The sequence below is a fragment of the Roseiarcus fermentans genome, assembly GCF_003315135.1.
Classification (GTDB): domain Bacteria; phylum Pseudomonadota; class Alphaproteobacteria; order Rhizobiales; family Beijerinckiaceae; genus Roseiarcus; species Roseiarcus fermentans.
In genome coordinates this window covers 81,535-94,714 of record NZ_QNRK01000028.1, presented here as the reverse complement: position 1 = coordinate 94,714, position 13,180 = coordinate 81,535, and the positions used below count along the sequence as shown (strand labels likewise).

At 65.4% G+C, this 13,180-nt stretch carries 11 protein-coding genes and 1 tRNA gene; 5 read left to right on the top strand and 7 right to left on the bottom strand.

The window, feature by feature from the left end; translation table 11 throughout:
* A partial coding sequence (locus DFR50_RS22135) for an aquaporin (RefSeq protein ID WP_210209003.1) occupies window positions 1–315 on the top strand: 315 nt, incomplete at its 5' end.
* A 146-nt stretch (window positions 316–461) separates the two neighbouring features.
* Entirely contained in the window at window positions 462–692 is a 231-nt protein-coding gene (gene rpmE / locus DFR50_RS22130; protein WP_113891435.1) for a 50S ribosomal protein L31, read from the top strand.
* A gap of 69 nt (window positions 693–761) precedes the next feature.
* Here rpmE and DFR50_RS22125 read toward each other — a convergent pair whose 3' ends face one another.
* Window positions 762–1,610, bottom strand: a complete 849-nt coding sequence (locus tag DFR50_RS22125; RefSeq protein ID WP_113891434.1) for an NlpC/P60 family protein — start codon at window positions 1,608–1,610, stop codon at window positions 762–764.
* 71 nt (window positions 1,611–1,681) lie between these two features.
* Here DFR50_RS22125 and DFR50_RS22120 point away from each other — a divergent pair, with 71 nt between their 5' ends.
* On the top strand, window positions 1,682–3,361 hold the full coding sequence (locus DFR50_RS22120) for an isovaleryl-CoA dehydrogenase (protein WP_113891433.1): 1,680 nt from the start codon (window positions 1,682–1,684) through the stop codon (window positions 3,359–3,361).
* 324 nt (window positions 3,362–3,685) lie between these two features.
* Window positions 3,686–3,761, top strand: a tRNA-Ile gene (locus DFR50_RS22115).
* Window positions 3,762–3,776: 15 nt separating this feature from the next.
* On the opposite strand, the gene DFR50_RS22110 is transcribed toward DFR50_RS22115, so the two are convergent.
* Both DFR50_RS22110 and DFR50_RS22105 read right to left on the bottom strand, forming a co-directional pair.
* Window positions 3,777–4,556 carry a metallophosphoesterase family protein gene (locus DFR50_RS22110; protein WP_113891432.1) on the bottom strand — a complete coding sequence of 260 codons (780 nt, stop codon included), beginning with the start codon at window positions 4,554–4,556 and terminating at the stop codon, window positions 3,777–3,779.
* Between the two features lie 143 nt (window positions 4,557–4,699).
* Window positions 4,700–6,220 (bottom strand): sugar transferase, encoded by a 1,521-nt coding sequence (locus DFR50_RS22105; protein ID WP_147262850.1) that lies wholly within the window; start codon window positions 6,218–6,220, stop codon window positions 4,700–4,702.
* Window positions 6,221–6,509: 289 nt separating this feature from the next.
* Between DFR50_RS22105 and DFR50_RS22100 the strand changes: the two genes are divergently transcribed.
* Entirely contained in the window at window positions 6,510–7,118 is a 609-nt protein-coding gene (locus DFR50_RS22100; protein ID WP_170153336.1) for a DUF1190 domain-containing protein, read from the top strand.
* A gap of 48 nt (window positions 7,119–7,166) precedes the next feature.
* Here DFR50_RS22100 and DFR50_RS22095 read toward each other — a convergent pair whose 3' ends face one another.
* From DFR50_RS22095 to DFR50_RS22080, 4 genes are all read right to left on the bottom strand, one after another.
* Window positions 7,167–9,308 (bottom strand): DUF4838 domain-containing protein, encoded by a 2,142-nt coding sequence (locus tag DFR50_RS22095; RefSeq protein ID WP_170153335.1) that lies wholly within the window; start codon window positions 9,306–9,308, stop codon window positions 7,167–7,169.
* Between the two features lie 329 nt (window positions 9,309–9,637).
* Window positions 9,638–10,777, bottom strand: coding sequence for a glycosyltransferase family 4 protein (locus DFR50_RS22090; RefSeq protein WP_113891447.1), 1,140 nt, complete (start codon window positions 10,775–10,777; stop codon window positions 9,638–9,640).
* 22 nt (window positions 10,778–10,799) lie between these two features.
* Window positions 10,800–11,873 (bottom strand): hypothetical protein, encoded by a 1,074-nt coding sequence (locus DFR50_RS22085; RefSeq protein WP_147262849.1) that lies wholly within the window; start codon window positions 11,871–11,873, stop codon window positions 10,800–10,802.
* Between the two features lie 269 nt (window positions 11,874–12,142).
* Window positions 12,143–13,117: a class I SAM-dependent methyltransferase gene (locus tag DFR50_RS22080; RefSeq protein ID WP_245428040.1), complete on the bottom strand. Its 975-nt coding sequence runs from the start codon at window positions 13,115–13,117 to the stop codon at window positions 12,143–12,145.
* Window positions 13,118–13,180: the final 63 nt, after the last annotated feature.

The following is a 13,180-nucleotide window of genomic DNA, read 5'->3' as shown; positions in this document are numbered from 1 at the left end:
TCGGCGCTGGTGTTCGAGATCGTCGCGACCTTCCTGTTCCTGGTCACGATCCTCGGCGTCACCCATCCGTTCATGCCCAAGGGCTTCGCCGGCCTCGCGATCGGGCTCACCCTGGCGGCGATCCACATCGTCGGCATCAACATCACCGGCACGTCGGTCAATCCGGCGCGCTCGATCGGACCGGCGATCGTCGGCATGGTCTCGAACCCCGGCGCGGTCGCGCAGCTCTGGCTGTTCATCGTCGCGCCCCTGATCGGCGCCGGCCTCGCCGGGCTTCTCTATCGCGAAGGCGCGCTGCTCGACCAGAAGCAATAGGTCCGGGCGAGCCGGGGGAGGCCCGCGTCCCCGCGAGGGACACGGGCCTCTTGCGCCCACCGGCCGGGCGCGCTATAGTGCCGCCAGCCAAAGAGCCGCCGGACCTCCCGGACGGCTCTTAACGTTCTTGCGCCAGAGACGTGACGATGAAGCCGGACATTCACCCGAACTACCACATGATCAAGGTCGTCATGACCAACGGCGTCGAGTTCATGACCCGCTCGACCTATGGCGAGCCGGGCGCGACCTTGAACCTCGACATCGATCCCAACACCCATCCGGCCTGGACCGGAGGCTCGCAGCAGCTCCTCGACCGCGGCGGCCGCCTGTCGAAGTTCAACAGCCGCTTCGCCAACCTCGGCATCGGCAAGAAGTAAGGTTCGGCAAGAAGTAAGGTCTTGTCGCCGCGCTCGTCGAGCGCGGCGGGACGCGGTCGCCGACCGCGCCTACAGCGCCAGCCGGCGGACGCTCGTCGCCTCGCCGCCGCCGCCCGCGGCGATGCGGGCGCGGGCCTCGTCGAGGGGCTCGCTCACGACCGCCATATGCCAGCCGCTGGCGTGCAGAAGCGTTGCGGCGTCGCGCATGACCCCGACATGGCCCTTCCAGAACACGAGGTCGCCGCGCATCAGCGGCGCGTCGAGGGGCACGGGCGCGCCGAGCGCGGCTTCCTGCAGGTCGCTGTCGCGCGGCGCGGCCACGCCCGCCGCCGCGAGCGCTCCCTGGACCAGCCCTGAACAGTCGATCCCTTCCGAGGTTCGCCCGCCCCACAGGTAGGGCGCATGGAGAAAGCGCTCGGCGACTGCGACGAAGTTTTCCTCGCGAGAATCCACGTCCGCCAGACAGCGCGCCCAAAGGTAAGACCCGTCGGCGGTCACCGCGAAGTCGCCCTCCCGTCGCGCGATCGTCAGCCGCGCCCCGAGCGACAGCGCCATCGTCGGCGTCAGCTTGATCGATCGCGCCGGATAGACGTGGGTGCGCAGCGCCGCCACCCGGTGCGTCGCCGGCCGCGGGGCCCCGAGCGCGATCGACGGCAGGTAGCCGACATAGCCGTCGCGTTCGAGCTGAACCCAGGCCCAGCCTTCGCTCTCGTCGTAGACCGTGACCGCTTCGCCGAATAGCGCCTCGGTCTCGAGCGGCGCGTCGGGCGCGGGCTCGCGCCGCAGCGGCGCGCTCGCGTCCGTCACCCGCATCGGGCGGCCCTCGGCGTAGCGGGGCGCGGCGACCTGGCCGCGAAGATGCGCCGCGGCGAGGTCCGCGCGAGCGGGAGTGAGGCGGCGGTCGAAGGAAACGAGCATGGGCGTCGACTAGCAGCTTTCGTCGTGCGGCGGGAGGGGATAGCTTCCTCGGAAACGAGAGGAACGCCGACATGACCGCCACTTTCCCGGTCCGCGACGGCGGCGCCCGCGACCCGTACGGCGCCGTCACGCACGAGGTGATCAACCAGCCGGTCGAACTCGCCGACGTCAACCTGTACCATTCGGACGCGGCGCTCGCGGACGGGGTCCGGCGCGAAGGGGCGGAATGGGCGATGAACAGCCTCGGCGCTTTCGGCGCGCGCCTCGGCTCGGCCGAAAGCTTCGAGCGCGGCGCGCTCGCCAACAAGAACCCGCCCGAGCTCGACACCCACGACCGCTACGGGCGGCGCGTCGACCTCGTGCGCTTCCACCCCGCCTGGCACGAACTGATGCGCAGCGCGATCGAGGAGGGCCTGCACGCTTCGCCCTGGACCGAGCCGCGCGAGGGCGCGCATGTGGCGCGCGCGGCGCGTTTCTACATGCAGAGCCAGATCGAGGCCGGGCACGGCTGCCCGATCACCATGACCTTCGCCTCGGTCCCGTGCCTGAAGCTCCAGCCGGATCTGGCGCGCGACTGGCTGCCGAAGATTGTTTCGCGCGTCTACGACCCGCGCAACGTCCCGGCCGCGGAGAAGCAGGGCGTGACGATCGGCATGGCGATGACCGAGAAGCAGGGCGGCTCGGACGTGCGCGCCAACACCACCCGGGCCATTGCGGTCGGTCCGGGCGGGCCCGGTCAGGCCCACGAACTCGTCGGTCACAAGTTCTTCGTCTCGGCGCCGATGTGCGACGCCTTCCTCACGCTCGCGCAAGCCGCCGGCGGCCTCTCCTGCTTCCTCGTTCCGCGCTGGCGCCCGGACGGGACCAAGAACCCGCTGCAGATCGTCCGCCTGAAGCGCAAGATGGGCAACGTCTCCAACGCGTCCAGCGAAACGGAGCTGCGCGGGGCGCTCGGCTGGATGGTCGGACCGGAGGGCAGGGGGGTCGCGACCATCATCGAGATGGTGGCGATGACACGGTTCGACTGCATGATCGGCTCCTCGGCCGGCATGCGCCGCGCGGTCGCCGAGGCGATCGACCATTGCCGCCAGCGATGGGCCTTTGGGGCGCCGCTCGTCGACCAGCCGGTGATGACCGCGGTGCTCGCCGACCTCGCGATCGAGGCCGAGGCGGCGCTGACGCTGACGCTACGCATGGCGCGCGCGCTCGACCATCGCGACGACCCGCACGAGGAGGCGCTCGTGCGGCTCGGAACGGGAATCGGAAAATACTGGATCTGCAAGCGCGCCCCCGGCCACGCCGCCGAGGCGATGGAATGCGTCGGCGGTTCGGGGGTGATGGAGGATTCGCCCATGCCGCGCCTCTACCGCGAGGCGCCGGTCAACGCGATCTGGGAGGGCAGCGGCAACGTCCAGTGCCTCGACATCGCCCGCGCCATCGCCCGGTCGCCGCAGACGCTCGACGCCTGGTTCGACGAAGTCGGCCGCGCCAGGGGAGAAAGCGCCGCGCTCGACGCCCATGTCGCCGCCTTGAGGGCGGACATGCGCGACCTCGCCGATTTCGAGAGCCGCGCCCGGGATGTGTGCGACCGGCTGGCGACCGGCCTTCAGGCCGCCGCGCTCGTGCGCGCCGGCTCTCCCGTCGCCGAGGCCTTTTGCCGCTCCCGGCTGGAAAGCCGCGGCGCGCACTCTTATGGCGCGCTGACGGGGGTCGATTGCCGGGCGATCGTCGCGCGGGCGGCGGCGCGGTGAACCCCGCCGGTTCGCCCGGCCCTGGTCGTCCGACGGGACGCCCGGTCCGCCTGCCGACGGTCCCGTCCCCGCTCTTCGACGGCAGCGCCGCGACGGCGCAAGCGCCAGACGCCGGGGCGGCGGGGCGTCGTCGGCGCGGTCGCCGACTGCGCGGCGGCGCTCCACACGACGCCCGCGGGCGCGCCCGCTTTCCGACAGGTCTTGTCCCCGCGGCGCCGAAACCCAGCGAACCGGGGACGCTTTCGGCCGGTCGGCGTGGTCGCCAGCGTCGGTCGCATTGCGTCCCGGATCGTTTTGCGCTTTATGCCGTGGCGGGGCCTTTTCGGGCCGGTAGCTCAATGGTTAGAGCCGGCCGCTCATAACGGTCTGGTTGCAGGTTCGAGTCCTGCCCGGCCCACCAGCTTCGTCTTGTATATTAACGCTGCGCTTTGCCGGCGGTCATAGTCCGCCGCTCCGCCCCTTCGAGGACGAGACACGTCAGCACCGAGGTCGCGAACGCGCCGGTGTCTATGTTGATCCGATTGACGCGGAAGTCGGGCCTCGCCACCGGCGTATGCCCGTGCACCACGACCTTCTCGAAAAGACGTCTGGATTGCAGAAATCCGTCGCGGATCCACATCAGATCCTCGGCGCGCTGAAGCGCGAGCGGGATGCGCGGGCGGACGCCGGCATGACAGAAGAAATAGCCTCCGTAGGTCGCGCTCGGTTGCGTCGAGGACAAGAACTCCAGATGTTTGGACGGGATCGCCGCGAGCAGAGCATCGCGCGCTTGTTCGTAGCCATGGCCGCGCATGACGGTCGACACATCGACGCCGTACGAATGAAGCGTCTCGAGGCCTCCATTGCGGCGCCAGATTTCCAGTTCTGGCGGGTCGTTCAGGAATTGCAGCAGCATTTGCTCATGGTTGCCGCGCAACGCCTGAACCGGCGTCGGGAATCGTCCGCTTGCGAGCCGCTCGAGAACGGACGCCGATTCCGGACCGCGATCGACATAATCGCCGAGCAGGACCGTCACGACCTCCGAAGGCGCCGACGCGAGATCGCGCTCGATCGCAGTGGCGATTTCCTCCAGCAGGTCGTCTCGTCCATGGACATCGCCGACCGCATAAATGCGCATCCCTTCGGGAACGTCCGCCAGCGGCGGCGTCCGCTGAAGCGGGCGCTTGATGAGGGAAGGGCGTCGAGGCTCACGCATCAGCGAAGGTCTCGGACATCGCGAGGGCGCCGTCGCCACTCGGATCGGGTGGAGACGTGGAAGGGCGAATGGCCTCGCTCGGACGCTTGCCCGGACAATGACCTCCGACGCAGTTCGGCTGGCATATCCTGAAATGCGCTCATCTAACTGAGTTGAACGGCGCCATCGGTGTTCTGTCTTTCGGCATCGGAGCCATACGGACGGCGTCCGGGCGAGCCGCCGCCGGTTCGCCACCAGCCGATCGCTTCGTCGATCGCGCGATTCGACTTTCGTTCGCCCTTGAAGAAATAAAGTAGCGTCTGAATCGCGATTTGCAAATCGAAAGCGAGCGACGCATGACAAATGTACCAAGCGTCCAACGCGTTCTTTTCCTCGACGTCAACCTGGGTTCCTCCATTGATCTGGGCCCAACCGGTGAGACCTGGCCGGACCATGAGCCGTATCGATAGACCGGTCGGTTGATCGACGAGCAGCAGCGGACGCGGCCCGATGATCGACATGTCCCCGCGCAGGATATTCAAGAGTTGAGGAATTTCATCCAGCCGGGTCTTACGGACGAGGCCGCCCAACCGCGACAATCGCACGTCTCGCCGAATGGGCTGGCCGCTTCTGTCATAGGGCGCACGATAGGTACGAAACTTGTAGAGCAGGAATCGTCTGCCTTTATAGCCGATCCGCTCCTGCCAGAAGATCACCGGCCAGCCGACGTCGACGGCGACGATCGCGGCGACGAGCACGGTGACGGGCAGCAGCGGGGCGCACAAGAGTCCGGCTATGACGATGTCGAGAACACGCTTCACTTTGAAATATTTTGGAATTAAGTACGCTTCTGTGCGGGGTTCGATCGATGGCGGCGGCGCCGACTGTCTCGGGTGAAGGTTGAGGGCCTGAGCGATCGACGTGTGCTTCACTCCCAGCGCCTGACACGCGCTTTCGACCTTGGCCCGATCTTCGTTGGCGGCGAGGGCGAGCGACTGCGAGATCCAGACCTCTTCGACTTCCACCCCATGCACGGCATACTCCTCGATGATCGACTGGACGTCGCCTGGCTTCCCGACGATCTTGACGCCGTTGACGGCCCGCCCGAGCAGGCCCGGACGCGCATCGAGCGCGGCCACGAACTGGACGGCTCTCGCCGCCTGGCAGTCGGTCAATCCGATCGCCAGCGCGGCGAAGCGATCGATGCCGACGAGCAAGACGCGCCGGGGCTGACAATCGCCAGAACCCCGGGTTCGCCGGGAGCCTGAATAGTTGATTTGCTGGACGACAACGCGAACCGCCGTCCAGCCTACCGAGAGGACAAGGAAACTGATGAACGGCGTCGAGCGCGGGATATGCTCGAGGCGGTTCACCATGAACGTCATGACGGAACTGGCCGAGGTCGCCGTCGCCGCCGCGATACAAATCGCCCTGACGTCGCGCGCGGATATGAATCCGCAAATGCCCTCTCCGAGCCGAAACACGGCGATCACGAGTAGCGCCGACAGGATGGTAAACGTTAGATAAAGCCATACTTCATCTTGAAAAGATGGCACGCCATCGAGTCCAACCAAGGTTGGATCGCGCAATCCCAATGCAAAAATCGGGCCTGCAATGGACCAGGCTGCGTCAAGTGCTGAAATTTGCACGACTGTGGACTTAGAACAAGGAGCAAAAAAGCGCACGGTACGTACTCACTGTCGTTAGGAGACGTATCAACTTCACATATGCTGTCGCAATGCAGCGCTTTTATAGATATTACAATTGAGGAGGCCTTGTAAAGCTGTTGCTAGACTCTAAGTGAGCTGCTACAATAATTATTGCGGCCTTTTCATTGGACCTATGGTGTACGATGAAAACTACAGACGCGCATGATGCGCAGGTGTCCTACGCATGAAGAGATCTTTGATTGGGGGACCGCTTCGCGCAGAACGCCATCGTATTGCCTGCACGTTTCACACCCGTCCTGCAGCCTTGGCTTCATCGATTGGGGTCGGGCTTCTGTCGTGGGGCGTGGCCTGCGGATGGGCCTTCGACCTCCAGCCGACCGTCTACCTCAACGCCGATGTCTGCCGTGCGTCGCATGCGCTCACTGACGGCGAGTGCGCCCAAGCCTACGCCAACGCGAAAGCGGAATTTGACGAAAAGGCGCCGAAATTCCCGACGCGCGCCGCATGCGAGCGCCACTTCCGCCATTGCATGATCGGCGACCTTGCGGGCGACCGCCGAACCATGACCTTCATTCCGCTGATGCGCGGGTTCCGCATTGAATCGGGAAGGACGCGGCAGGCGCTCCCCGTGGTCGAAGGCCGCGAGGCCGAGACGCTGTTTCGACCTCGCGCCGTCAATCGTGTCGACTCCGCCGTGTCGGCGACGCGCTCGGCCGAGGCGCAAAAGACATGGAAGGCCCTGTCTTCGGCCGCCATCGCCGGCGCAAGGCCGCAAGGGGGCGCTGCGACGCCGGGCTACGGCGACGACGAAGGCGAGGCTTCGGGCGCAATCCAGAGCTACCCCGTCCCAGCCCCGATGCTCCAGGACATGCTCAATCGCGAACGGCTCTATGGGCTGGGCCAAAAGCAATAGAGGTCGCGCCAGACAGCATCGTGGCCTGACACACGGGCGGCGCCATCGCTACTTCGATGGACTCGCGGCCGCGGGTTGGTAGAGGAAAGCCCGCCGAAACATGCCTCCCATGTGGGAGATGTTGTGACAACGCAAAGCCAGTGCGTTCGCCCCGGCTCGAACATGAGCGCCGAGCGCCACGTCCCACTCGAAACGATAGTCGTTCTTCCACCAGAGGTCGTCGTATTTGCGCCGGCCGACCTCGTCGCCGTTCAGCCAAAGCGTGCATCGATTGAACAGACCCGGAAACATCACGTGCAGGTCTCCGGCAGCCTCCGACGCCGTCACGCTGAAGTCGGTTCGATACCAGATATCCCCCAGGGCGCTTTGCCCATCGGCGGCGCGAATCCCTTGCGCCTGAACATAACGGTCCGTTCGGACGACCTCCCAGCGGTCCGCTGGATCATCCTTTCTGCGCTCCGGGGGATATTCCGATCCGCGGCCCGGCTGGTAGTCGATGTCGACAGGCGCATCGTAATAGTGTCGCTGCAAACCCACCTTGCCGAAATCTCGATGGAAATTCCAATCGACCGGCAGTTTGAGGACCAATCGTCCCTTGTCGCCATCGGTGTAGGCGCGAAGCTCACGGTATTGCTGCACCTCGCCGGGCCAGAACGCGTAGCCGGCTTCCAGCTTGGTCGTGGTGAACGCCGGATTGCGGTTCGTCAACTGCTGCCGGGCGCTCAGGCCCTGTTCGCCGGCGGCGACGGCGGCGGAATAATCGGCGTCGGTTGCGGCGGCGCGCGTCATGTCCAGATAGGCGCGCAGCACCTCGAATCCGAGACGCACGAACTGAACGCGCTGAATATACAGGTTCTCATTGCGTGTAAGACTTGCTTGGGTCGCAACCATGCCGTCGATCATGCCTTCCGCCCGGCGCAGCGAGCGCTCGAGGCGAGCGACGACCTCCGCCGTGTAGACGACCGGGGCGACGTAGAATTCGTGCTCGGTGACGTCTGAGGCTTCCCACGCCGAGTCGATCGCGCCCCAATAGTCCGCCATCGGCGCGGCGGCCGGGCCGAAGAACTTCGGGTAGAAATCATCGAGAAGGGCGTCGACATCCTCGTCGGGGCGCCACAAAAGACGGCCGCGCAAATACAGATTGATGAACGTCGTCGCCAGCGCGAGCCGGCTCTCGGTATCGATTCCGAGAATGCCCGCGTCACGGTAGCGCCTGACATCCCCTCGGAATTGCTGAATGGACGGGTTCGGCAGGTCGCGCCACACCAGCATCGACTGATCGTAGTCGTAGACCGTCAGTCGGCCCTCGGTCAGCTTCGCCCACGTGTCGAAGATCGTCCGAAACTCCCGCCGCTCGGGCGAGCGCGCGTCATCCATTGCGTGAACGGGATCGATGTCGATCGGCGCAATCATTCCAAAGAGCGACGGCGCCAGCTTCGTCGGCCGAACCGGGGGCAGGAACATGTTCGAATAGATCAGGAATCCCAGTCGCGAAGCGCTGTCTGGATGGCGCTCGTGTAAAATATTCGCCACTCTGTTGTACAGCGTTAGCATCGCATCGGTGATGGAGAACCGTAGCATGTACTTATCCCATTGCGGGCTGACGGTCTCGGCGTTGTCTTCTCCGGCATTGTCTTCACCGGATGACGAATACAAGCCATCCTCCATGGCGACCGAGACATTCTTGCCGGCTGCGAACAGCTTGTCGGCGCTATCGGCGACGTGTTCGGCGGTCTCCGGATCGGTCAGCGGGATCTCGAACGGGCTCTTGCCCAGACCCGCGGTCAAGGCGCCGAGGTGGTGCCCGGCGGGCGGCAGATCGTCGGCCCTCGTCATCATGTTTCTGAGCAGGAAATCGTCGCGACCCGATTGGTCTCCCACCCAGGAAATCCAGAAGGAGCGGATCTCGAACGGCGACGCATAGACTTCGTTCAAGTCGCCAATTCGCAAGGCGTCCTCGGCCGGCACGCACTCGCCGAATGCCCCCGGCATGAACCAGCGAACGCCCCAGGCGCGAAGCAATTCCGCGACGGCGAAATAGTCGCTCTCGTCGTTGCTCCCCGCCAGATAGACACGATTGCGATCACGCTGAAGGATGATCCCATCCGTTCGGACATACGGATGCCGTTTCAGCTTTGCGGCGAGGGCGACCGCCAGATCCGGCCGGGCCTCGAAGGCCTCGCGCCCCACGATCAGGAGCGGGCCGGCGCCCGACAGCGCCCTTTCGATCTCCCCCGGGGTCTCGACGACCGGGATCGCCGCGCCCGACATCGAGCCGATATAGCGGGCGAGATCGAAGGCGCCTTGCCGCTCATAGCGCCCGGCGCTCGGCGCCAGGACGATGACAGCGGAACTTCGATGGTTTTCCACAATCGTCAGAATGTCTTCGCCTTGCCTCCCGGCCGTCGCCGCATGCGCCTGGATCGCCGTCAGGGACAGGACGACAGCGAGAAGCCAGCGCGCGCTCGTCGCGCCACAGCCGCGCCCTTTTGCAGCCAGTCGCTTCAACGGTCGAAAATTCAGACGACGGCTCCGCGAGCGGTCATCAGTTCGTCGTAGATTGCAATCGTCTTCTCGATGACGATCCGTTCGTCGAATTCGTTCGACGCGCGCGCGCGCGCCGCGCGGCCGAGCTTCCTCGCCAGGCAGGGGTCGTCCTGCAATCTCGCAATGGCGCGGGCCAGCGCCGGCGCGTCGCGGGGCGGAACGAGGAGCCCGTCGACGCCGTCGCGCACGACGTGGCGACAGCCGGGGACATCGGAGGTCACCAGCGGACGCCCACAGGCGGCCGCTTCGATCAGACTCTTGGGCAGCCCCTCGCGATAACTCGGCAGGACGACGATGTCGGCCCCGGCCAGCAGGGCGGGCATGTCATCGACATGCCCGAGCCACTCGACGATCCCTCTGGCCTGCCAGTCCCGCAAAGCGCTTTCCGGTATCGCCGCGGGGTTGCCCGGATCGGGCTCGCCGGCGAGAACGAAAGTCACCGCCCGGTTCTCGGCGCGAAGAAGCGTCCCGGCCTCGACGTACTCGCTAATCCCCTTGTCCCAGAGCATGCGCGCCGCCAGGACGACGCGCAACGGTTCGCTCCGCTGATCCGTCGCCCGGGGACGAAACCTTGCGCAGTCGACGCCGGAGCCCGCGATCAGGCGGACGCGGGTGGCGGAAGCGACGCCGAGCGCCTCGAAGAAAGTCACGTCGTCCGGATTCTGGACGATCAGGCACGAGCGCGGTCCGCCGAAGACGACACGCATCGCCGCCTGGACCAGGGGGCGCAGAAGCAGCGCGCGCAGATCCCGGCTGATGAACAGGTAGCCCATGCCCGCCACCGCGCTCACTCTGGCTACGCCGGCGAGCCTTGCCGTCACGGCGCCGTACACTGCGCACTTGATCGTAAACCCATGGACCAGATCGGCGGACTCGGACCGTATGAGGCGCAAGAGCCATGCCAGGAGAATCAATTCCCGCAGGGGATTGAGACTGCGCCGCTGCATCGGCGCGGGGATCCATTTCAACCCCGAACCCGCGAGCTTTTCCGTGTAGGGGCCCGGCGGCGATACGAGGAGGACGTCATGGCCAGCGGCCTTGGCGGCGAGCGCGAGGGACCTGCGAAAATTGTAGAGGTACCAATCCGTGTTCGCAAAGAAGATGATCTTCACGGTCAATGACCCTGCGATCTCGCTAATAGGCGATGTTGAACATCTCGTATTGCGTGTCGCCGAACTCGGTATTCGACGCTTGCGCCCGGACATAGACACGGCAGGTATGGACGCCGTTGTCTCTGCAGTCCTTGTCGGGGCCGACCGTCACGAGAAAGGGCTGATTGCAGGCGCGCGATCGCCAGGGCACGGTTTCCTGGTCCTTGCTCACGACCCTGTACGCGCACGCGCCGAGGGAAAGACCGGAATGCGGTCGCAGCCAGTCCGCCGGCGCGACCTGGAAATCGACGCCCTGCCTGGCGTGGGTCAAGGGCGAGATCACCCGCGAGATCGGAAGATCGCAGAAGCGCGTGTCGCCCCGGGCGAACCGCTTCGCGTTCTCGAGCCAGTCGGCGTCGCCTCGCGGGCCCGGCACCCATTCCGGATGATTGTCCAGATTCCAGAAGCCCCAGGTGTCGAAGGCGCCGATCTCGTTGCCGGCGCAAAGCGCGACCGTGTTGTAGACCAGCAGCATGGTGGCGACTTGCGGAAACTCTTTCTTCAGCGCCTCGAAGGGATGAACGTGGGCGCCGCCGAATTGCTCATAGCATGCGAAATCTTCCCTCAAGCCCGCGCGCAAAGCCGCAATGTGAAACGACACGCCCCCGCCGTCGCCGACGCATATCCCGAACTTGCCGCCGGGAACCTTCGACCGAAACTGATCCCCGAGGCTGTTCATCGCGGCGACGATGAATTCGACGCCTTTCTCCGTCGCTTGCAGCCGGGTCGCGTCATAGCAGTCCGGACCGCATTCGCCGATCAGCGCCGGCCCCACGGGCTCATCGACATAAATCGCGTCGGCGCCCGTATTCGCGATGCGCTCGAGCGCGCGGCTGTCGAGCAGCGGCCCGCTCTGGTCGTTGCGAATCTCGTCGGCGGTCGTTCTCTTCAGTGAGATGACGCCGCCCACGCCCCCGACGACAGCCATTCCGCTCGCGTGAATCTTGCCGTTCAGCAGCGGATCGGTCTGGCCGGCATAGGTAATGGACGTCACCCCGTCGTGATCGCCTGCGATGAATTGTTCCGCAGCGGCCGCGGAGTAGAACCAGAAATTCATTCGGCCGACGGGCCTCGCGTGGCCCGCGAGGCTGTCTCCCCCGCCCAATTCCCGCCCCAGACAAACCGCGTCGACGAAAGACAAGGACAGTGCGCTCCAGACGATGAGCAAGGCTTTGCGCCAGCGTCCCTGGAGGAGACCGCACGGCAACATGGCGCCGGCGACCTGATCGCCGCCGGCCGCGGCGGGCCGAGGTCCGGATGCGCGGGCCTGGACGCGGTCGCTCATCGATACGCGCCTCACATCGGGAGGCATCGGAGCGAACTCCATCAGCGTCGGCGCTTCTTGAGCCATACCGTCAGTTGCATTCCGGTGTCGGAGCTCACCATGATCTTCCGCAGCAGTCCGTGTGACCATCTGGGAAAATGGTAGATCGAACACACGTCAATGGCGCTCTCGACGACCTCATAGCCTGCGCCGGCGCCGTTCAGGACAAAGCTCGATCGCGTGAATTCATACAGATGAAAGGGGCTGTGCATCGGCGACAGGTTGGTCACAAAACTGCTCCCAGCGGCCTTGAAATACAGATTGATCAGCTTTGAAATCAGGTGATCGGAGCTGGGCACCTCGACATGAAGGATTCCGTCCGGCTTGAGCCAGCGCATGGCGCGCGCGAGGCAGCCCGCGGGATCGTAGAGATGCTCCAGAACGGCGCCGAAGGTAATGAAATCGAAACTTGACGGCTGGAATTCCGCGGTCTCGATCGACGCGTTGCGTATCCGGTCGGCCGACAGTCCGGTCCGTTCCAGCGCGAATGAGCGGAACGGCGTCGATGGTTCGACGCCATGGACATGAAATCCCGCCCGGCTCAACTGTACCGTGGCGTTGCCCAATCCAACGCCGATGTCGAGCGCCGACATTCCGCTCGTGAAGTGTACCAGCCGCTTGGCGATCGCAATCTGGCTAGCGAAATACGATTCGGGAACCTCGCTCGTGATCGACCTCCAGTAGGTTTCCGGCGGAATGCCGTAATGATCCTGAACGGATCGCGGCTGAGGCTGGGGGTCCGAATAGACCAGGCCGCAGACGCCGCACCGGCAGACACTGACGGCAATGCCCCGTTTCGCCCTCGGCCAGCGGCCGATCGACCTGTCGAGGCGCATCCCCAGCACCTTCGATCGTCCGGGCGACGCGCCGCACATGTTGCATCCGCGGACCGGATGGAACGAATAAGCGCGAGGAACGGAATCGTTCGATGCGGTCGCCTCCGATGCAGCCATTTCCATCGCGCTCGACTCGTTCATCCGCGTTCCCTTTCCCTCGGCGGAGGGCAGACCTCGGCCATCTCGAGACCCGAGGCCGACGGT